20 protein-coding genes are annotated in these 18,518 nt (G+C 71.8%); 3 read left to right on the forward strand and 17 right to left on the reverse strand.

Features of this window, described 5'->3' with window-relative positions; genetic code table 11:
• Position 1 precedes the first annotated feature (1 nt).
• Positions 2 to 199, forward strand: coding sequence for a hypothetical protein (locus tag ACIBG4_RS09635; protein WP_397201451.1), 198 nt, complete (start codon positions 2 to 4; stop codon positions 197 to 199).
• Positions 196 to 513 carry a type II toxin-antitoxin system PemK/MazF family toxin gene (locus ACIBG4_RS09640; protein ID WP_397201452.1) on the forward strand — a complete coding sequence of 106 codons (318 nt, stop codon included), beginning with the start codon at positions 196 to 198 and terminating at the stop codon, positions 511 to 513. Before ACIBG4_RS09635 ends, ACIBG4_RS09640 begins: the two co-directional genes overlap by 4 nt.
• Here the strand turns inward: ACIBG4_RS09640 and ACIBG4_RS09645 are convergent.
• The 11 genes from ACIBG4_RS09645 to dacB form a co-directional block, all read right to left on the reverse strand.
• Complete coding sequence (locus tag ACIBG4_RS09645) at positions 498 to 953, reverse strand: DUF3180 domain-containing protein (RefSeq protein ID WP_397201453.1); 456 nt, start codon at positions 951 to 953, stop codon at positions 498 to 500. The two genes, ACIBG4_RS09640 and ACIBG4_RS09645, sit on opposite strands and share 16 nt — an antisense overlap.
• Complete coding sequence (folK, locus tag ACIBG4_RS09650; protein ID WP_397201454.1) at positions 950 to 1,453, reverse strand: 2-amino-4-hydroxy-6-hydroxymethyldihydropteridine diphosphokinase; 504 nt, start codon at positions 1,451 to 1,453, stop codon at positions 950 to 952. Before folK ends, ACIBG4_RS09645 begins: the two co-directional genes overlap by 4 nt.
• Positions 1,450 to 1,815 (reverse strand): dihydroneopterin aldolase, encoded by a 366-nt coding sequence (gene folB / locus ACIBG4_RS09655; RefSeq protein WP_355445689.1) that lies wholly within the window; start codon positions 1,813 to 1,815, stop codon positions 1,450 to 1,452. Before folB ends, folK begins: the two co-directional genes overlap by 4 nt.
• A complete protein-coding gene (locus tag ACIBG4_RS09660; RefSeq protein ID WP_355445692.1) occupies positions 1,805 to 2,251 on the reverse strand; it encodes a nuclear transport factor 2 family protein in 447 nt (148 codons plus the stop codon). The genes folB and ACIBG4_RS09660 overlap by 11 nt, the downstream gene beginning before the upstream one ends.
• Positions 2,248 to 3,054, reverse strand: a complete 807-nt coding sequence (gene folP / locus ACIBG4_RS09665; RefSeq protein ID WP_397201717.1) for a dihydropteroate synthase — start codon at positions 3,052 to 3,054, stop codon at positions 2,248 to 2,250. The genes ACIBG4_RS09660 and folP overlap by 4 nt, the downstream gene beginning before the upstream one ends.
• A gap of 587 nt (positions 3,055 to 3,641) precedes the next feature.
• Entirely contained in the window at positions 3,642 to 4,223 is a 582-nt protein-coding gene (folE, locus tag ACIBG4_RS09670; RefSeq protein ID WP_397201455.1) for a GTP cyclohydrolase I FolE, read from the reverse strand.
• Complete coding sequence (gene ftsH, locus ACIBG4_RS09675; RefSeq protein ID WP_310708031.1) at positions 4,220 to 6,214, reverse strand: ATP-dependent zinc metalloprotease FtsH; 1,995 nt, start codon at positions 6,212 to 6,214, stop codon at positions 4,220 to 4,222. Before ftsH ends, folE begins: the two co-directional genes overlap by 4 nt.
• Before the next feature lie 243 nt (positions 6,215 to 6,457).
• Positions 6,458 to 7,009, reverse strand: coding sequence for a hypoxanthine phosphoribosyltransferase (hpt, locus tag ACIBG4_RS09680; protein WP_310708030.1), 552 nt, complete (start codon positions 7,007 to 7,009; stop codon positions 6,458 to 6,460).
• Positions 7,010 to 7,019: 10 nt separating this feature from the next.
• Complete coding sequence (gene tilS, locus ACIBG4_RS09685) at positions 7,020 to 8,012, reverse strand: tRNA lysidine(34) synthetase TilS (RefSeq protein WP_397201456.1); 993 nt, start codon at positions 8,010 to 8,012, stop codon at positions 7,020 to 7,022.
• A gap of 14 nt (positions 8,013 to 8,026) precedes the next feature.
• Positions 8,027 to 9,103, reverse strand: a complete 1,077-nt coding sequence (locus tag ACIBG4_RS09690; RefSeq protein ID WP_310708028.1) for a zinc-dependent metalloprotease — start codon at positions 9,101 to 9,103, stop codon at positions 8,027 to 8,029.
• Positions 9,104 to 9,180: 77 nt separating this feature from the next.
• Positions 9,181 to 10,602, reverse strand: coding sequence for a D-alanyl-D-alanine carboxypeptidase/D-alanyl-D-alanine-endopeptidase (dacB, locus tag ACIBG4_RS09695; protein ID WP_397201457.1), 1,422 nt, complete (start codon positions 10,600 to 10,602; stop codon positions 9,181 to 9,183).
• 84 nt (positions 10,603 to 10,686) lie between these two features.
• On the opposite strand from dacB, the gene ACIBG4_RS09700 reads away from it, so the two are divergent.
• Complete coding sequence (locus tag ACIBG4_RS09700) at positions 10,687 to 11,181, forward strand: inorganic diphosphatase (RefSeq protein ID WP_310708026.1); 495 nt, start codon at positions 10,687 to 10,689, stop codon at positions 11,179 to 11,181.
• Positions 11,182 to 11,185: 4 nt separating this feature from the next.
• Here ACIBG4_RS09700 and ACIBG4_RS09705 read toward each other — a convergent pair whose 3' ends face one another.
• The 6 genes from ACIBG4_RS09705 to ACIBG4_RS09730 form a co-directional block, all read right to left on the reverse strand.
• Positions 11,186 to 12,370: an NlpC/P60 family protein gene (locus ACIBG4_RS09705; RefSeq protein ID WP_397201458.1), complete on the reverse strand. Its 1,185-nt coding sequence runs from the start codon at positions 12,368 to 12,370 to the stop codon at positions 11,186 to 11,188.
• Between the two features lie 83 nt (positions 12,371 to 12,453).
• Positions 12,454 to 13,110, reverse strand: coding sequence for a hypothetical protein (locus ACIBG4_RS09710; RefSeq protein ID WP_310708024.1), 657 nt, complete (start codon positions 13,108 to 13,110; stop codon positions 12,454 to 12,456).
• 8 nt (positions 13,111 to 13,118) lie between these two features.
• A complete protein-coding gene (locus ACIBG4_RS09715) occupies positions 13,119 to 14,756 on the reverse strand; it encodes a sigma factor-like helix-turn-helix DNA-binding protein (RefSeq protein ID WP_397201459.1) in 1,638 nt (545 codons plus the stop codon).
• Positions 14,757 to 14,941: 185 nt separating this feature from the next.
• On the reverse strand, positions 14,942 to 15,742 hold the full coding sequence (locus tag ACIBG4_RS09720; RefSeq protein WP_397201460.1) for a hypothetical protein: 801 nt from the start codon (positions 15,740 to 15,742) through the stop codon (positions 14,942 to 14,944).
• 64 nt (positions 15,743 to 15,806) lie between these two features.
• On the reverse strand, positions 15,807 to 17,417 hold the full coding sequence (locus tag ACIBG4_RS09725) for an ABC-F family ATP-binding cassette domain-containing protein (RefSeq protein ID WP_397201461.1): 1,611 nt from the start codon (positions 17,415 to 17,417) through the stop codon (positions 15,807 to 15,809).
• 132 nt (positions 17,418 to 17,549) lie between these two features.
• Positions 17,550 to 18,488, reverse strand: a complete 939-nt coding sequence (locus tag ACIBG4_RS09730; RefSeq protein ID WP_397201462.1) for an alpha/beta fold hydrolase — start codon at positions 18,486 to 18,488, stop codon at positions 17,550 to 17,552.
• Positions 18,489 to 18,518: the final 30 nt, after the last annotated feature.

The following is an 18,518-nucleotide window of genomic DNA, read 5'->3' on the forward strand; positions in this document are numbered from 1 at the left end:
CATGGCCAACATCGGCTTTCGGGCCACCCCTGAGGACGAACGCATCATCAAGGCCGCCATGGAAGAGGGCGAGCGGACCAGCGACGTGATCCGTCGCGCCCTCCGCCTCCTGGAGCGGGAGGTCTGGCTCCAGCGGGCACGCGCCGACGCGGAACGACTCGCCGGCGAGGATCTGTCCGTCGAAGAGGACGCCTGGTGATCCGCGGCGCGATCTACCGTGTCGATCTGGGTGACGCCAAGAGAGGCCATGAGCAGCGAGGGCGGCGCTTCGGCCTCGTGCTCAGCCCGGCCGGGATGTCATGGACCGTCGCCACCGTCATCCCGGCCTCCACCAGCGCGCAGCCTTCGGTCTTCAGGCCGGAAGTGGAGTTCGGCGGACGCCGGACCCGCCTCCTCGTGGACCAGATCCGCACGATCGACACCTCGTTCGTCCACGGCGAGCCGGTCTACTACCTGGGCAGGAACGAGATGGGCGAAGTGGAGCACGCCCTCGGGCTCTACCTCGGGCTCTGATCCTCCGGGCCGTCCGGGATGCGGCAGGAGTGCTCCAGGAACAGGGCCGCGCCGATCAGCGCGACGAACGCCAGGAACGAACCCGTCGCGATGAAGAACTCCGTGCGCGGCGTCTCCCGCGTCAGGAGCTGGACCGTGTGCAGCGCGAACCCGGCGAACACCCCGCCGAACACCGCGCCGGCGTAGGACGACGCCTTGGCCAGGGCGACCAGCCGCGCCACCGCCAGAGGCTCGACCGGCTTGGTGCCCGGCTTGTGGTCGATGCGGGCCTTGGTCATCCACGCGCTGTACGCCTCGCCGAGGGCCAGCAGCAGCACGGTGGGGATCGCGGTCCACGGCACGATGGGCAGCTCGGCATAGAACTGCCTGACCACCATCCAGGTGAGCAGGGCGACGACGACGACGAGACCGACGAGCACGCCGGGACGGGTCGGCCTCAATCGGGCCTCTGCAGCTTGAGCTCGTCGCGCAACCGCACGCCCCCCTGGTCGACGCCCGGGAGCAGGTCGGCCACCGCGCCGTGACCGGGCAGCACCGCCTCAGGGTCGGCCCGCCACCACGGCACCAGCACGAACGCCCGCTCGTGCGCCCGCGGATGCGGCAGCGTCAGGTCGGGCTCGTCGGAGACCGTCTCGCCCACCACGACGAGATCGATGTCCAGTGTGCGGGGGCCCCACCGCTCCAGCCGCTCCCGCCCGAAGGCGTTCTCGACGCTCTGCGCCCGCTCCAGCAGCGCGCGCGGCGGCAGCGACGTCTCGGCGATCACGATCGCGTTGAGGTAGGGGCGCTGGCCCGGCGGACCGCCCACCGGATCGGTCTCGTACACCGGTGACGCCGCGACGAACTCCAGCCCCGGAGCGTCGAACAGCGTGTCGACGGCCCCCTGCAACGTGTCGAAGCGCCGGCCGAGGTTGCTGCCGAGGGAGAGGACACATCTCATGGGCGACTCCGCTCGATCGTCACGATCACATCGTCGAAGGGCGCGGGGATCGGCGCGGCCGGCTTGTGCACGCTCACCTCGACCGAGCGCACCCGGTCATCGGCCAGGCATACGTCGGCCAGGCGCTGCGCCAGCGTCTCGATCAGTTGCACCGGCTCGCCCTCCACGACCTTGACCAGCGCCTGGGCCAGCTCGCCGTAGTGGACCGTGAGGGTGAGGTCGTCGGCCGCCGCGGCGGGCCGGGTGTCCAGGAACAGCGTCGCGTCGACCACGAACTCCTGCCCCAGCTCCCGCTCGGCGGGCAGCACCCCGTGCCGCCCCCGGGCGCGCAGGCCCTTCAGCGCGATCCGGTCAGCGCTCAAGCTCGCCGTCCTCCTCCTCGTCGTCATCACCCTGGAGCACCGGCGAGCCGTGGTGCATCCACAGCCGCCAGCCCTGAGAGGTACGGACATAGACGTTGCTCGCCACAACCTTGCCCGCGGCGAAGCTCGACTCACCTTCGTCGCCCGCCGTGAGGATGTTCTCCACGCACGTGAGGACCGCCACGTCACCCAGCACGGTCGTGCTCACGTCGGTCAGCACGAACTGGATGTAGGTGGTGTTGGCCATGATGAGCGCCCAGGAGCGCAGCACCTCGGACCGCCCCGTCAGCAGCGACCAACCCGGGTGGACGCAGCTGACCTGCTCGTCCGCGGAGTCCTCGGCCCAGATCTCCGTCATCCGGTCGAGGTCGGCGTCCTCGATCGCGGTGTAGAAGTCCTGGTTGACGGTCTCGATGGCGGCAGTGTCGACGCTCATGTATCGGCTCCGGCTCTCTCCCATGCGGCTGCCACGCGGACGGCGTCGGCGTTGGGCGCCACCTTGTGAACCCTGACGCACCAGGCGCCGGCGCGTGCGGCCAGCGCCGTCACGGCCACCGTGGCGTCGTCACTACGGCTGAACGGGCGCGGGGCGCCGTCGTCACCGGCGAGCAGCCGCCCCAGGAACCTCTTGCGCGAGGCGCCGATGAGCAGCGGAAAGCCCAGCTCTGCCAGGCGCGGCATGCCGGCCAGCACCGCCCAGTTGTGGGCGGCGTTCTTCGCGAAGCCGAGGCCGGGGTCGAGCACGACCTGCTCCTCCGACACGCCCTCGGCCAGCACCAGGTCCACCCGCTTGGCGAGCTCCTCGCGCACCTCGGTCACCACGTCGGAGTAGACGGCCCTGCTCTGCATGTCGGCGCTGTGGCCGCGCCAGTGCATCACCACGTAGGGGACGCCGGTGTCGGCCACCACGCGCGGCATCTCGGGGTCGGCCAGACCGCCGCTCACGTCGTTGACGAGGCGCGCCCCGGCCTCCACGGCCGCCCTGGCGACCTCGGCCCGCATCGTGTCGACGCTGACGGCCACGCCCCGGGCGCTGAGCTCCCTGATGACCGGCACCACCCGCGCCAGCTCCTCCTCCAGGGACACCCGCGCCGCGCCGGGCCGGGTCGACTCACCGCCCACGTCGACGATGTCGGCCCCCTCCTCGACCAGCTCCAGCCCGTGCCGGATGGCCACCTCCTCGTCGAACCACAGACCGCCGTCGGAGAAGGAGTCGGGCGTCACGTTGACCACGCCCATGACGAGGCACCGCTCCTCTGCTGCCAGTCCTGGCACGCTTGTCGGCCCGCTTGTCATGGCCCAAGCCTAGGCGCTTGCCCAGACCTGTTGATGTCATGGGTACCCCATTGTGGATAACGAATCCCACCCAGGCCCACTTGCCGCCGGTCCTCTCGTTTTTGGCCCCTTTTTACGCCCCTCCCGGCAAGCCCCCACGGCCACGACACACCTCTCGGGCACCCGGCGGAAGTGACGAGAACGTCTGTCTCGCCGGGCCGGACATGCCACCGGTCGAGGGCTTGCGGGAGGTGGTGCCGGGCGGCCGGAGATAGCCGTGGGCGGCCTCGGCTGGAGGAGTCATCTTCGGGGTCGGGTGAGGCGGCCCAGGTCACCAAGAGGGGCCTGAGGGCACCGGGCGGCCGTGAGGGAACCGGGCCGCCGTAAGGGAGCCGGGCGGCCGTGAGGGAGGCCGTGGCCGGCGTCGCGCGCGTAGCGGCGGCCGGCCACGTGCGGGCTCAGCGGGCGTCTCCCTGGAGGCCCTCAGCCACGTACGGCGACTGGGGCCCAGATGGCTTTGCCGTAACAGAGACTGACTCGTCCTCGCCGCGTCAGAGGCGGCCGAGGATGAGCGCCATCGCCTCCGCGCGGGTCTTGTCGCTGGTGCGGAAGTCGCCGCGGACCGCCGAGGTGACGGTCTTGGCGCCCGGCTTGCGCACCCCCCGCATCGTCATGCACAGGTGCTCGCACTCCACCACCACGATCACCCCGCGCGGCTCCAGCACCCGCATCAGCGCGTCCGCGATCTGCGACGTCATCCGCTCCTGCACCTGCGGGCGCCGGGCGAACACGTCGACCAGGCGCGCCAGCTTGGACAGGCCCGTCACCTGCCCGCGGTCGTTCGGGATGTAGCCCACGTGAGCGAAGCCGTGGAACGGCACCAGGTGGTGCTCGCAGGTGGAGTAGACCTCGATGTCCTTGACCAGCACCATCTCGTCGTGGTCGACGTCGAAGACCTTGTTCAGCACGTCCTCGGGCGTCTGGCCCAGGCCCGAGAACTGCTCGGCGTAGGCCCGGGCGACCCGGGCCGGGGTGTCGAGCAGGCCGTCACGGTCCGGGTCCTCGCCGATGGCGTAGAGGATCTCGCGGACGGCCTTCTCGATCCGGCCCAGGTCTACGTCGTGCGACTTCACGCACCGTCTCCCGAGGGCAGCGCGTCCTGGTGGCCCGGGGTGAGCGAGCCGTTGGCCGACTGCTCCTTCGGGGTCAGGATGGGCGGGCGGTCGGACGGGAGCCGCTTGCCGTAACCGGCGTAGGAGGGGCGGTGCGCCCTGACCACGACCGGCGCGAAGATCTGGAGCACCTGGTCGCGGGAGAGCGTCTCCTTCTCCATCAGCTCCAGCACGAGGTTGTCGAGCACGTCGCGGTACTCGACCAGGATGTCCCACGCCTGGTCGTGCGCCGTCTCGATCATGCGGCGGACCTCCTCGTCGATCGTCGAAGCGATCTTCTCGGAGTAGTCGCGCTCGTGGCCCATCTCGCGGCCCAGGAACACCTCGGCCTGCCCGGTGCCGAACTTGCGGGCGCCGAGCTGCTCGCTCATGCCGTACTCGGTCACCATGCGCCGGGCGACGGCCGTGGCCTTCTCGATGTCGTTGGAGGCGCCGGTGGTGGGCTCGTGGAACACGAGCTCCTCCGCCGCGCGGCCGCCGAGCAGCATCGCGAGCTGGTCCATCATCTCGGAGCGGGTGGCGAGGAACTTGTCCTCCATGGGCAGCGTCATCGTGTAACCGAGCGCGCGGCCCCGGGACAAGATCGTGATCTTGTGGACCGGGTCGGAGTTCGGCAGCGCGTGCGCCACCAGCGCGTGACCGCCCTCGTGGTAGGCGATCATCTTCTTTTCCTTGTCGGACATGACCCGGGTCTTGCGCTCGGGCCCTGCCATGACGCGGTCGATCGCCTCTTCGAGGACCTCCATCGTGATCAGCTTCTGGTCGGCGCGTGCGGTGAGCAGCGCGGCCTCGTTGATCACGTTGGCCAGGTCGGCGCCGGTGAAGCCCGGCGTGCGGCGCGCGATGACGTCGAGGTCGACGTCCGGCGCGAACGGCTTGCCGCGGCCGTGGACCCGCAGGATGCCCTTGCGGCCCTCCAGGTCGGGCCGGTCGACGGTGACCTGGCGGTCGAAGCGGCCCGGGCGCAGCAGCGCCGGGTCGAGGATGTCGGGCCGGTTCGTCGCGGCGATGAGGATCACGCCGCCCTTGACGTCGAAGCCGTCCATCTCGACGAGCAGCTGGTTGAGGGTCTGCTCGCGCTCGTCGTGACCGCCGCCCAGGCCGGCGCCGCGGTGGCGGCCGACGGCGTCGATCTCGTCGATGAAGATGATTGACGGGGCGTTGGCCTTGGCCTGCTCGAACAGGTCACGGACCCGCGAGGCGCCGACGCCGACGAACATCTCGACGAAGTCGGAGCCGGAGATCGAGTAGAACGGCACCCCGGCCTCGCCCGCGACCGCGCGGGCCAGCAGGGTCTTGCCGGTGCCGGGCGGGCCGTACAGCAGCACGCCCTTGGGGATCTTGGCGCCGATCGCCTGGAACTTGGCCGGGGCCTGCAGGAACTCCTTGATCTCCTGGAGCTCCTCGATGGCCTCGTCGGCTCCCGCGACGTCGGCGAAGGTGGTCTTCGGGGTGTCCTTGGTGATCAGCTTGGCCTTGGACTTGCCGAAGCTCATCACCCGCGAGCCGCCGCCCTGCATCTGGTTCATGACGAACAGGAAGATGAGGACGATGATGACGAGCGGCAGGAAGCTCACCAGGATGCTGACGAGGAAGTTCTCCTGCGGCACCTCGGTGGTGTAGCTCTTGGTCTTGCCGGCCTGAACCTGGGCCTGCAGCTCCTCGGTCAGTTTGGGGCCGTAGCCGCCCACCCAGTCAGACTGGATCGTCTTGGTCGGGGTGTCGCCCGGCCGGACCGTGATCGGGCTGAAGAGCGTCAGCTCGATCCGCTGGTCTTTATCGACAATCTTCGCGTTACTAACATTTCCGGCGCGAATCTGCTGAAGGACCGTGGACGTGTCGGCCTGCTTGAAGTTTCCGCCGCCGCTCCAGAGCTGGGTGACGAGCAGGAGTAGCACGACGATGCCCAGGATCCACAGCAGTGGCCCACGTGTAAATCGCTTGAGATCCATCCGATGCGGAACCCCTTGCGGGCCCGTCCCTTCCTGACCATGGCCTTGAACCCCGGAACAGGTCCCGGGGCCGCGGCATCCGACACCGCGAGATTCTTCCGACTACCCGAAGAGGACACGCGGTCACCCTTCAGGAGTCAGAAGGTACACCGGCACAGCGCGCGGAGGGACCGCCCGCTACACCGGTCTTGCCCTACCAACGTACGTCAGGTCGGGTGGTGTTCCCGGCGGCTCATCGGATTGCTACTCGTAAACATGGGGAGCGAGCGTCCCGATGAAGGGCAGATTGCGGTAACGCTCCGCGTAGTCGAGGCCATATCCGATGACGAACTCGTTGGGAATGTCGAAACCCACGTACTTCACGTCGATCGGCACCTTGACCGCGTCGGGCTTGCGCAGCGCGGCGCAGATCTCCAGCGACGCGGGATCGCGCGACTTCAGGTTCTCCAGCAGCCAGTGAAGGGTCAGGCCGGAGTCGATGATGTCCTCGACGATCAGCACGTGGCGGCCCATGATGTCGGTGTCCAGGTCCTTCAGCACCCGTACGACACCCGATGACCTGGTGCCCGCGCCGTAGGACGACACCGCCATCCAGTCCATCTGCACGGGCACGTGCAACGCCCTGGCCAGGTCGGCCATCACCATGACGGCGCCCTTGAGCACCCCCACGAGCAGCACGTCCTTGCCCGCGTAGTCCTGGTCGATCCGCTCGGCGAGCTCTTTGATCTTCGCCTGGAGCTCGTCCTCCGGAATGAGGACTTTCTCCAGGTCCTGGCCCATGTCGGCAGCGTCCACCTGTGGTTCCTTACGGGATGGGACTGATGGCGAGTATCAGGGTGCCATACCGCCTCACCGCGGCCCGACCCCCGGGCAGGTCCACCGGCTTCTGCCCGCGCCAGTGCGTGACCAGGCGTTCCACGGCGCGTACGTGCGTCGCCGACAGCGCTCCAGCGGGCGTCCCGGCGGCGACCGCAGCGCGGCGCAGCACCCGCCCGCGCACCGCCCCCGGGAGGGCTTCCAGCGCCGGGACGGACAGGGTCACAGATCCGCCGATATCGCTAAGAGCGCAATCCTGATAAGCCTTCCCGGCCCACAGATCGAGGGCGTCGGCGTCCTCCCGGGCCAGCGCGGCGGTCCGGGCGAGCGCCTCGGCCACCCCCGGCCCGAGCTCCGACTCCAGCAACGGCAGGACCCGGGCGCGCACCCGCACCCGGGTGAAGCGGGGGTCGGCGTTGTGGGGATCGTCCCACGGGCTGAGCCCGAGCGCGCGGCACGCGGCGACCGTCGTCGCGCGGGGGATCTCCAGGAACGGCCTGAGGTAACGGCCGCTGCGCGGAGCCATTCCCGAGATCGACCGCAGCCCGCTCCCCCTGGCCAGCCCGAGCAGCACGGTCTCGGCCTGGTCGTCACGGGTGTGCCCCAGGAGCACGGCCTGCGCGCCGAGCCGGTCGGCGGCCCCGGCCAGGGCCCGGTAGCGCGCGTCCCTGGCGGCGGCCTCCGGCCCGCCCTCGGTCCCCACCTCGACGGTGAGGACCTCGGCCACGCCCAGCCCCAGCGACCCGGCGAGGGCGGCGACCTCCCCGGCCCGCTCGGCCGAGCCCGCCTGCAGCCCGTGGTCCACCGTGAGCAGCCCGGCCTCCAGACCGGCGCGGGGCGCGACGAAGCCGAGCGCGGCGGCCAGCGCCAGCGAGTCGGCGCCGCCGCTGCACGCCACGAGCACCGGCCCGTCCGGCGGCAGGCCGGCCAGGGCCTCCCGCACGGCCCGCCGGACGTCGGCCACGGCCGGATGCGGACCCACCGCAGACGGCTCGGTCAGGCCGGGAGCGCCGGAGCGCCGATGACGCGGCGGATCCAGGCGTCCGGGTCGGAGATCTCCTGCGTCGTCGGCAGCGTCTCGGGAGAGGTCCAGATCCGGTTGAACCCGTCCATGCCCACCTTGCCGACCACCGTGCGCACGAACGCCGAGCCCTCGGCGTACTGCTTCATCTTGAGCTCGATGCCGAGCAGGCGGCGGATCGTCCGGTCGAGCTTGGAGCCGCCCTCGCGCCGCTGGGCGAACTTGGCCCGGATGTCGGCCACCGACGGCACCACGGAGGGGCCCACGGCGTCCATCACATAGTCGCCGTGCCCCTCCACCAGCGTCATCACGGCCGTCAGCCGGTCGAGGATCTCCTTCTGGGCGGGCGTCTGGATGACGTCGATGAGGTTGCCCTCGCCGCCCCGCACCACGTCGGCCACGGTGTCGGCCGCACTGCGCAGCCGTTCGAGGACCGTGGTGAGATCGAGGTCGGAGGCGAGCAGGAACTCGGTCATCTGCGAGCGGATGTACTCGCGCAGCCAGGGCACGCCGGTGAACTGCACCCGGTGCGTCTCCTCGTGCAGGCACACCCACAGGCGGAAGTCGTGCGGGTCGACGTTCATCTCCCGCTCGGCGTGAACGATGTTGGGCGCCACCAGCGTCAGGCGGCCCGCCGGCTCCCGGCCCGACGGGTCCGGCGGCAGGAACAGCTCGTACTGGCCCAGCACCCGCGAGGCGAGGAAGGCCAGCACGGCGCCCACCTCGACGCCGGTGATGCGGGAGCCCACGGCGGCGACGATGGGTGGCGGCGGATTGGCGCCGCCGCCGATCCGCTGGGTGAGCGGCTCCAGCACGACGCGGAAGCCCTCGACGTTGGCCCTGATCCAGCCGGGCCGGTCCACGACGGTCGCCGTCTGCGGCGCGGCGTCGGCGTGGATCTTGGTGAACTCCCGCACGTGGCCCTCGGCCTCCCGCGAGAGAGTACGGAGCTCGGTGACGGCCTGCCTGGCCTCCTCACGGGTCACTTGGGGACCGGGGCGCACCAGGCGCGTGCCGGTCGAGACGGCCAGATCCCAGTCGATCACCTGCATACCGTCCACCGTACGTGGTCCTCTCCCAACCCGCGAAGAAGCGCCGGTGTCCGGACTGAGGAGCGACCATTTCGGCGTCAGGAACGGGAGACGATGGCGGCGAGGCGGTCGAGGACCGGCTCGGCGTTGAGGGGGACGCGGTCGGCCATGAAGGCGAACGTGACGAGCCGGCCGTCCTTGGTGGTCGCCATCCCCGCCAGCGTGTTGACGTTGTTGAGCGTGCCCGTCTTGGCGCGGACCAGCCCGACCTGGCCCCGGCTGTCGGCCTCGGTGAAGCGCCGGCCGTTGCCGAGCGTGCCGGAGAAGCCGGCGACCGGCATGCCGGAGGCGATCGCGCGCAGCTCCGGGTGGGTGGCGCCGCTCGCCGTGGCGATGACGCGGGCCAGCGCGTCGGCGCTGATGCGGTTGAACGGCGACAGGCCGCTGCCGTCGCGGATCTGGACCCCGTTCGAAAGGCCGAGCCGCTTGAGCACCTGCAGGGTCGCGGCGGCGCCGCCCTCGAAGGAGGCGGGCTGCCCCTCCTTGATCGCCACCTGGCGGGCCAGCGCCTCGGCCAGGTCGTCGTCGCTGAAGGTCAGGGTGTGCTCGACCAGGGCGTAGAGGGGCGGCGACTCGACGCGGGCCAGCTCGGCCGCGCCGGCGGCGGCCTTGGCCGGGCGTACGGACCGCGCCACGCCGATGCCCTGGCGGCCGAGGAGCCGGGCGAACGCGGCGGCGGCGTAGCGCGGCGGGTCGGAGACGCGCGGCGTGGACTGGCTGGGGGTGCGGCGGCCCTCGTCCATCGCCAGCGCGGACACGGGCGCGACCTCGCCGTCGGGGATGTAGTTCGGCTTCCAGCAGGAGCAGACGCCCGAGCCGGTGTAGAGCGACGCGTCGTACGAGAGCGTGACCTTGGTGACGCCCTTGGCCTTGAGCGCGGCGGCGGTGCGCGCGGCGAGCGTGGCCAGCGACGCCTGCCTGGGGTAGGAGCCCGGCCTGGCCGAGGGGCCCGCCAGCGTGGGGTCGCCGCCGCCGACCAGCACGACCGCGCCGGGCGACACGCCCTGCACGACCCGCGTGGCCAGGCGGGCGTCGGGACCGAGCGAGGCGAGCGCGGCGGTGCTGGTGACCAGCTTCGTGGTGGAGGCGGGGGTGATGCCCGTGTCCGCTCCGGCGGCGAAGATGCGCTCCCCGGTGGCCGCGTCCAGGACGACGGCGCCCACCCGGGCCCCCAGCTGTTTGTCCCCCAGCGCGTCGGTGAGCTGGCGGGTCAAAGTACTCTTAGTCGGGAGAGGTCCGTCTCCGGCCCTCGCCGGCAGCCCGGGCAGTACCGGGCCCGCGGTGACCACGGGGGCGGCGGGAGACCCCTCAGGAGACGCCGTCGGCTCGTCCGGTGACGACTGCCTCGTCAGGGCGTCCAGGTTCAGGTCGCTCGTCACGGCGTAGACGCCGATGACGATCGTCAGGACCTGGAGCAGGGCGAGCGTGGTCAGCATCACCCACCGCTCGTGCCGCGCCACGTCCCTGACCTCTCTCCTGGTGTTCGCCTACGAGACATTAACGCCCACCCGGGGGTGCCGGGGGGTATGAGCGGAGGAACCGCGGTGGAGTTCGACGTTGTCGTTGAGATTCCCAAGGGACAACGGAACAAGTATGAAGTGGACCACGAGACCGGGAAGATCAGGCTTGACCGGCTCCTGTTCACCTCCACGCAGTACCCCGCCGACTACGGCTTCATCGAGCACACGCTCGGCGAGGACGGCGACCCGCTCGACGCGCTGGTGCTGCTGCAGGAGCCGACGTTCCCGGGCTGCTACATCACCTGCCGCGCCGTCGGCATGTTCCGGATGACCGACGAGAAGGGCGGTGACGACAAGGTCCTCTGCGTCCCGTCCACCGACCCGCGCATGGAGCACATCCGCGACATCCATCACGTGCCCGAGTTCGACCGGCTGGAGATCCAGCACTTCTTCGAGGTCTACAAGGACCTGGAGCCCGGCAAGTCGGTCGAGGGCGCCAACTGGGTCGGCCGGATGGAGGCCGAGGTCGAGATCAAGCGCTCCTTCGAGCGGGCGCGCGAAGAGGGCCACGCTCACTGATTCCTCAGGCCGGCCTGGTGGCGCCCACCAGGTCCGGCCGCCACATCGAGGCGACCCGCACCACGTCGCCGGTCTGCGGGGCGTGGACCATCATGCCGTCGCCCACGTAGATGCCCACGTGGTGGATGGTGCCGGGATCTTCGCTCTCGTAGCCGAAGAACAGCAGGTCGCCGCGGTGGAGCTGGTCGAGCGGTACGTGCGGTCCGGAGGTCCACTGGGTGCCCGTCCAGTGGTCCAGCTGCACTCCCACCTGCTCCCAGGCCCGCATGGTCAGGCCGGAGCAGTCGTAGGTCGACGGCCCCGCGGCCGCCCAGACGTACGGCTTGCCGAGCTGGGTGAGCGCCCAGTTGGCGGCCAGGTCGCCGCCGGCCGAGCCCTTGGCGACCAGGCCGCCGCTGAGCCCGGCGAGCCGGGCCTGGCGGGCTGCCTCGCGCTCCCTGGCCAGCCGGTCTGCCCTGCTCCGGGCCGCGTCGACCCGGCGCTCCAGCCCGTGGAGCTCCCGGCGCAGGCTTCTGGTCTCCTCACGCTGCCGGGCCACGGCCCGGTCGGCCGCGATCTTGGCCTGCTCGGCGCGCCGTGACGCCGCCTGCTGCTCGGCGTAGGCGTCGGCGGCCTGGGCACGCATGATGCCGGCGACCGCCTGGGCGTCGCGCATCCGGTCGAGCACGAGGGCGCGCTCGCCGCTGATCTCCTCCAGCACGCTGGCCCGGTGCAGGTAGCCGTCGTAGTCGCCGGTGTCGCTCATCAGGAGGAGCAGGGGCCTGCTCAGGTCGAAGCCGCCGTAGCTCTCGGCGGCGAGCACGGCGACGGCCCGCCGCCCCGACTCGACCTCCGCGTCGGCCGAGGCGAGTCGCGCCCGTGCCTCGTCGTACGCCTGGTTCGCCTGGCGCATCCGGACCATCTCGCCGTTGTACGCCTCCACCAGCCGCTCGACGCTCGCGGTCAGCTCGTCGAGGCGTGAGCGGGCGTGGACGAGGGCGGCGCTGGCGACACCGAGCTCCTTGCTGCGCTGCCGTACGACCCGGCGGGCGCGGTGGACCTGCCGCGTGGACGGCGGGCGCGCGGCGGCGACGGGCGCGCCGGAATGAGCGGAGAGGCGGGCCGGCGCGGAGAGCGCGGCGGCTGGGCCGGCCGGTGGGCACAGGGCGACGACCAGGCAGGCGGCGAGGCCCGCCCTGACGGAGCGCATGGTTTTCCCCTCCTCTTTGGTGGCATTACGCACCACCTTTCCCAGAGGTTACTCTGCGCACACACGTAACTCACGGAGCGTGTTCAGCCGAGGCGGAACAGGCGCTGCATCCAGGGGCGGACGCCGAGCGGCGGCGGGGGCGCGCCGCGCGGGTAGGTGAAGACGGGCGTCTGGGTGCCGTAGCGGGCGCGCAGGGCGGCGGCCTGGCACCAGTCCGCGCCGACCCGGGCCGCCGCCCAGGCCGCGGTGATCGCCGGGCGTGTCTCGGGGTGCCGGTCGTAGGTCTGGTAGAGCGTCATGGTGGCGTCGGCGGCCTGGAAGCCGTCACTGGGGTACGCGGCTCCGGCCAGGTACGGGGCGGTGATCCGGCCGCCGTGGAGGCTGCCGAGCGCCCACGTCCAGTTGGCCAGCACCAGGGCGAGCACCGGGTCGGGCACGTCGGCGGCGGCCGCGTACATGCGCTCCTGGCGCGGGCCGGTCAGCCTGCGGGAGGCCCAGAACCAGTCGAGCTCGTCCTGCGGCTGGTCGGCGGCCAGCCAGGACAGGACGGCCAGGCCGCGCGCGGTGCGCAGGCGGCAGAGCTCCAGGACGTCGCGGAGCATGCGCGGCCCCCGGTCGAGCCAGGTGGGCCAGGCCGTCCGGTGGCTCCTGGTCACCAGGTCGGCCAGCTCCGGACGGACGGGCAGCGGGCAGACCCTGCAGCCGAGGTGCGGGTCCTCGCGGAGCTGGTAGGCCTGCACGAACGTTCTCAGGGGGCGGCCGTGAGGGACGGCGTGGGGGGCTGCTCGGCGGTCGGGGCCGGAGTGGGGGCGGGGGGCGGGGTGGGAGCGGGCACCGGGGTGGGGGCCGGCTTCCCGGTGGGCTTCCCGGTGGGCTTCCCGGTGGGATGCCCCTGGGGACAGGGGGTGGCGCCGGGGCCGTGGCTCTGGTGCTCTCTGGGCCCTCCGTCGCTCGGGTCGCCGGGGGTGCCCGGAGTGCCTGGGTTGCTTGGGGTGCCGGTATTACCCGGATTCGCCGGGGTGCCCGGGACGCCGGGCGGCGTGACGGGGCCGCCGGGGGTGCCGGGGGTGCCGGGCGGGCGGACCGGGGACGACGGGGGCGTCGCGGGCGCGTGGGTGGCGGCGGTGGTGCCCGGCAGGGAGCCCTGGGTGGGGACGGCGCCCGCGGTCGACGGCGGCGCGACCGGCGTGACCGAGTGGAACATCCCGTACGGGAACGTCGCCCGCGAGTCCACGATCGGCTCGACGATGGGCTCGACGTCGACCGCGGGCTCGCCCGGCGCGGGGCCCCACGGCAGCCGGGCGCCGGGCGGCTCGGCCGTCGCGGGCAGGGCGACGGGCGTGCCGCCGCCCTGCCGATGCAGGTCGCCGTCGAACTGGTGGAAGACGGCCGCTATCGCCACCATGGACGCGACCGCCGCCAGCGTGCCAGCCACCGCCTGAGGCCACCGGCGAGGCCGCCTGTCACCGGGTACGGGAAACCCGTCGGGGCCGAGTGCCCCCGATCGCCTCGCGACGTAACGCCGGTACGGCAGCAGCTCGGGGTCGGCGAAGCAGCTCAGCACCCTGACCCGGAGCGCGTCGGGCAGCGGCACCGGCGGCACCAGGTCGAAGACCTTGGCCTCCGACACCGGGCGGGTGCGGTGCGGCGCGCAGGTCTCGCACCGGGGCAGGTGCCGGACGAGCTGGTCGCGCATCTCGGGCGTCAGCTCACCGGCGAACCCGGTCAGGATCTGGGCCCGCCGGGCGCAGTCGTAGGGTCCCTTGCGGGCCAGGACCTCCGCCGTGATCGCGTCCCGCAGCCGCTCGCGGGCCTGCGCGTGAGCGGCCTCGACCTGGCGCGGGCGCACGCCGAGCACCGCGGCCACCTCGGGCAGCGTCAGGCCGTGCCGGGCCGTCAGCTCCAGCACCGCCCGGTCGGCGAGGGGCAGGTCGCGGACCGCATTGGCCGCCATGACGCGCAGGTCGGCGTCGGCGGGGTCGCCGGGCGAGCCGGGCGCGAAGAGCTCCTCGACCGGCGGACCGGCGACGGGAACGAGCGCCTCGGGCCATGCCTCAGGGCCCGTCCAAGGGCCCGTCGCAGACCCCGTCACAGGTCCCGTGGCGGGGTCGCCGGCGGCGGGCCGGTGGGCGGCCAGCCGCCGGCGCAGGCACTCGGCGTGGGCCAGCGCGTAGAGCCACGTCCGCAGCCGCCCCGGATCGGAAAGGGAGCCGGCGTGCGCCGCGGCCGAGATCAGGGTGTCGCGGAGCGCCACCTGCGCGCTGTCGGAGTGCGGAAGAAGGGACCAGCAGTATCTGTAGATGCCCTCGGCGTACGCGTCGTAGAGCGCGGCGAGGGCATCCGGGTCTCCGGCGCGGAGCGCTTCGACCAGGACGCGGTCATTCATATGACCGAATGTAATGGATTAGTAACTTGTAGTTCTACCCTTTCGGCGCGTACGGCGTCGCTCGTTCACCTTGGTTGTCAGAACGGCACCGGAATTGCCCTGCCAGAAGTATTCATTAGCCTTTTTAGAGTAAATTTCGTATTACCCGCCTGCCGCGTCCTGGGGGGAGACGGACGCGGCGGCGATCACTCCTTGTGCTCGGTATCGACCGTGCTGCCCCGGTCCACGGCGAACGGCGGCATGGACGGCTTGATCGTGTGCAGCGGCACCGCGCCGCCCAGTGCCAGCTCCTCGTACGGCCGCGCCGTCGAGCCCCACGTGCGGGCCGTCACCTCGGCCTCGGTCACCGTGCTCTTGTCGGGCAGCCCCTCCACGGTCAGCACGAAGCGCGGCGAGCGGCCCGGCTTGACGTCGTCGACGAACGTGCTGCCTCCCCCGAGCAGCTTGCCGTCCCGGCCGCGCAGCAGCGCGTTGACCACCAGGCTGCCCGCCGGGAGCCGGTACGGGTTGCCCACGTAACCGGTGATCACCACCGAGCCGTCCTTCTGCGGCAGGGTCTGGATCCGCGTCACCGGGAACGGCCGGAAGGCCGACGGGACGCGGGCGGCGATCCGCCACTGGGCGGGCCGGTACTCGATGGACACCTTCGCCGGCTTGTGCTCGGCGTTGGCGTGGCCGGTGAAGGCCAGGTCACCGTTGGGCGGCACGGCGTCGAGCGGCTGGTCCATCCTGACCACCTCATGCCCGGCGGCGTCCCGGCCGACGATCGTGGCGACCACGTGCTCGCCGAAGTGCCACGGGTTGTCGTTGGCGAGGACTCCCGCCCAGTTGACGACGTACCCGTCGGACGACTTCGAGACGTGCGACACCTGCTCCTTGAGCGTGAGCGGCTTGAGCTTGGGTTCTGAGGAGACCTCTGTCGAACACCCGGCGAGGCAGATCGCCCCGAGTGCGAGAAGGCTGACGGTTCGGCTACGCGGGATCACTTTGCCGTGATAGCCGCTTCATGGGTACGGCTGGCAGGGGACACGCGCCTGCCGTACCAACTCTTTAACGCGCCCGCACGACCCTGGTCTCGTCCCATACCGGGTGTGGCGACTCGTAGACGGTGCCGTCGGAGCCGAAGACCAGGAAACGGTCGAAGTCGGCGGCGAACCAGCGGTCGTGGGTGACCGCGAGGACCGTGCCGTCGAAGGCGTCGAGCCCCGCCTGGAGCGCCTCGGCACTGGCCAGGTCGAGGTTGTCGGTCGGCTCGTCGAGCAGCAGCAGCGTGGCGCCGGACAGCTCCAGCAGCAGGATCTGCAGCCGCGCCTGCTGGCCGCCGGAGAGCGTGTCGAAGCGCTGCTCGGCGACCATCCCGGCCAGCTCGTAGCGGGCCAGCGCCTTCATGGCCTGACTCTTGTCCTTGGCGTGCTCGGTCATGACGATCTCGACCGGCGAGCGGCCGAGCAGGTCGGGCCGGGCATGGGTCTGGGCGAAGTGGCCGGGTACGACACGGGCGCCGAGCCGGCCCGTGCCGGCGTGCCGTACCGGCTCGCCCGCGAGCAGCCGCAGGAAGTGGGACTTGCCCGAGCCGTTGGAGCCGAGGACCGCGACGCGCTCGCCGTACCAGACCTCCAGGTCGAACGGCCGCATCAGGCCGGTCAGCTCCAGCCCCTCGCAGATCACCGCCCGCTTGCCGGTGCGGCCGCCCTTGAGCCGCATGCTGATGTTCTGCTCGGCGGGCGGCACCTCGGGCGGCCCGGCCTCCACGAACCTGCGCAGCCGCGTCTGGGCCGCGTGGTAGGGGGCGGCCATGCCGTCGTTGTAGCGTGCCTTGTTCTTCAGCATGTTGACCAGGGCCTTGAGCTTGGCGTGCTCCTCGTCCCAGCGCCTGCGCAGCTCGTCGAGGCGCTCGTTGCGGGCCTTGCGCGCCTCGCCGTAGGTGGCGAAGCCGCCGCCGTGGATCCAGATGTTGCCGGCCTCGACGGTGACGATGCGGTCGGCGGCGTTGGCGAGGAGCTGGCGGTCGTGGCTGACCAGGAGGACCGTCTTGGGGGTCTCCCTGAGCTGCCGCTCCAGCCACTCCTTGCCGGGCACGTCGAGGTAGTTGTCGGGCTCGTCCAGCAGGAGCGTCTGGTCGGGGCCCCGCAGCAGCGCCTCCAGGACGAGCCGCTTCTGCTCGCCGCCCGACAGGGTCGACACGTCGCGGTACTTCACGTCGTCGTACGGGACGCCGAGCGCGGCGACGGTGCAGGTGTCCCAGAGGACCTCGATGTCGTAGCCGCCCGCGTCGGTGTAGTCGGTGATGGCCTGCGCGTAGCGGATCTGCGTCTTCTCGTCGTCGCGCTCCATCATGACCAGCTCGGCCGCCTCCAGCCGCTCGGCGGCCTGGCGCACCGCCGGCGGCGCGACGCTGAGCAGCAGGTCGTGGACGGTGCTGCCGTCCCTCACGCTGCCCACGAACTGGCGCATCACGCCGAGCCCGCCGGAGCTCGTCACGCCGCCCTCGACGGGCTGGAGGTCTCCGGCGACGATCCGCAGCAGGGTGGTCTTGCCGGCGCCGTTGGGGCCGACGAGCGCGGCCTTGACACCCTCGCCGACGCGGAAGGACACGTCGTTGAGCAGCGGCCGCCCGTCCGGCAGGACGTACGTCAGATGCCCGATCTCCACGTGGCCCACTGCGATTCCCTTCCTAGGTCCTCGCGCAGGGTACCCGCCGGCCGGCCTCCCGGACACTTCGATTTCCGCCGCCACGGCCTCGCCCGTTCGCCCCGAGCCGGACCACACAGCCGTCTCGGTGACCGGACGAGGTCAGACCCCTCCCAGGTCCCGGAGCGGCGCGGCCCTCTCCCCACCTGCGATCTGACGGGCCACGCGGCCCGCGTGCTCCAGGATGCGCGCGTTGACGAGGTCGGGCACGTCGAACGCGACCGAGTGCCCGCTGCCGGGCACCAGCTCCACCTCGGCGGACGGGACGAGCCGGGCCAGCCGCCGGGCCTCAGCGGCCGAGTCCTGCATGGTGCTGTGCGCGCCGAACACGAACCGGCTGGGCACGGTGACGGCGGCCAGCTCCTCGTCCGTCAGGGGCACCATCGGGGGCAGCCCCTGCTCGTACAGGTACGCGCCTGAGATGGCGACCATGAGCAGCTCGTCCGCCCGGTTGATCGAGTCGGTGTGGATCAGGCGGGCCAGGGGTCGCCTGATCCACGGCGGCGCGTGGAGGCCGAGCCCGCAGGCGAAGCCCCAGGCGTAGTGGCGCAGGCCGGCCACCCTGAAGGCGGCCGGGTCGAGCAGCGTCGTCCCGGCCACCCGCTCGGGCATGCGGATGGCCGCGTGCAGCGCCTGCCAGCCGCCGTAGGAGAAGCCCACGAGGTACGCGGCGGGCGCACCGATGCCGTCGAGGACCTCGGCGAGCCAGCCGGTCAGGTCGCCGGGGCCGTCGAAGGGCCGGGTCTGGACGCTGCGCCCGGCCGCTCCGACCGGGTCCACGAGGTAGACGGGATGGGCGGCGCCGACCGGGCCGCTGGTGTGGATCCAGCCCAGCGAGTTGCCGCCGTGGCCGGGCAGGAAGACCACCGGCAGGCCGTCCGCCACGCCGGTGCGGTAGAGGCGGGTGGTGCCGTAGGCGGTGGGGACGTCGAGCTGCTCCAGCGGCGCCGGCCAGTCGCGGATGGCCGCGTCGTAGCCGGCGAAGTAGCGCTCCTCCGCCTTCTCGTTGCGGAACCGGCCGATCCGGGGGCGATCTGCCATCGTTCACTCCATTCGACGGTCTTTGTTGAT

The sequence above is a fragment of the Nonomuraea sp. NPDC050383 genome (assembly GCF_044459125.1).
Classification (GTDB): Bacteria; Actinomycetota; Actinomycetes; order Streptosporangiales; family Streptosporangiaceae; genus Nonomuraea.

What these genes read in the sequence shown, in the direction of transcription:
- ACIBG4_RS09635 (WP_397201451.1), top strand. Translation starts at nt 2, where the DNA reads ATGGCCAACATCGGCTTTCGGGCCACCCCTGAGGACGAACGCATCATC.
- folK (WP_397201454.1), bottom strand. Translation starts at nt 1,453, where the DNA reads ATGAGATGTGTCCTCTCCCTCGGCAGCAACCTCGGCCGGCGCTTCGAC.
- ACIBG4_RS09660 (WP_355445692.1), bottom strand. Translation starts at nt 2,251, where the DNA reads ATGAGCGTCGACACTGCCGCCATCGAGACCGTCAACCAGGACTTCTAC.
- folP (WP_397201717.1), bottom strand. Translation starts at nt 3,054, where the DNA reads ATGGGCGTGGTCAACGTGACGCCCGACTCCTTCTCCGACGGCGGTCTG.
- ftsH (WP_310708031.1), bottom strand. Translation starts at nt 6,214, where the DNA reads ATGGATCTCAAGCGATTTACACGTGGGCCACTGCTGTGGATCCTGGGC.
- ACIBG4_RS09690 (WP_310708028.1), bottom strand. Translation starts at nt 9,103, where the DNA reads ATGCAGGTGATCGACTGGGATCTGGCCGTCTCGACCGGCACGCGCCTG.
- ACIBG4_RS09705 (WP_397201458.1), bottom strand. Translation starts at nt 12,370, where the DNA reads ATGCGCTCCGTCAGGGCGGGCCTCGCCGCCTGCCTGGTCGTCGCCCTG.
- ACIBG4_RS09715 (WP_397201459.1), bottom strand. Translation starts at nt 14,756, where the DNA reads ATGAATGACCGCGTCCTGGTCGAAGCGCTCCGCGCCGGAGACCCGGAT.
- ACIBG4_RS09730 (WP_397201462.1), bottom strand. Translation starts at nt 18,488, where the DNA reads ATGGCAGATCGCCCCCGGATCGGCCGGTTCCGCAACGAGAAGGCGGAG.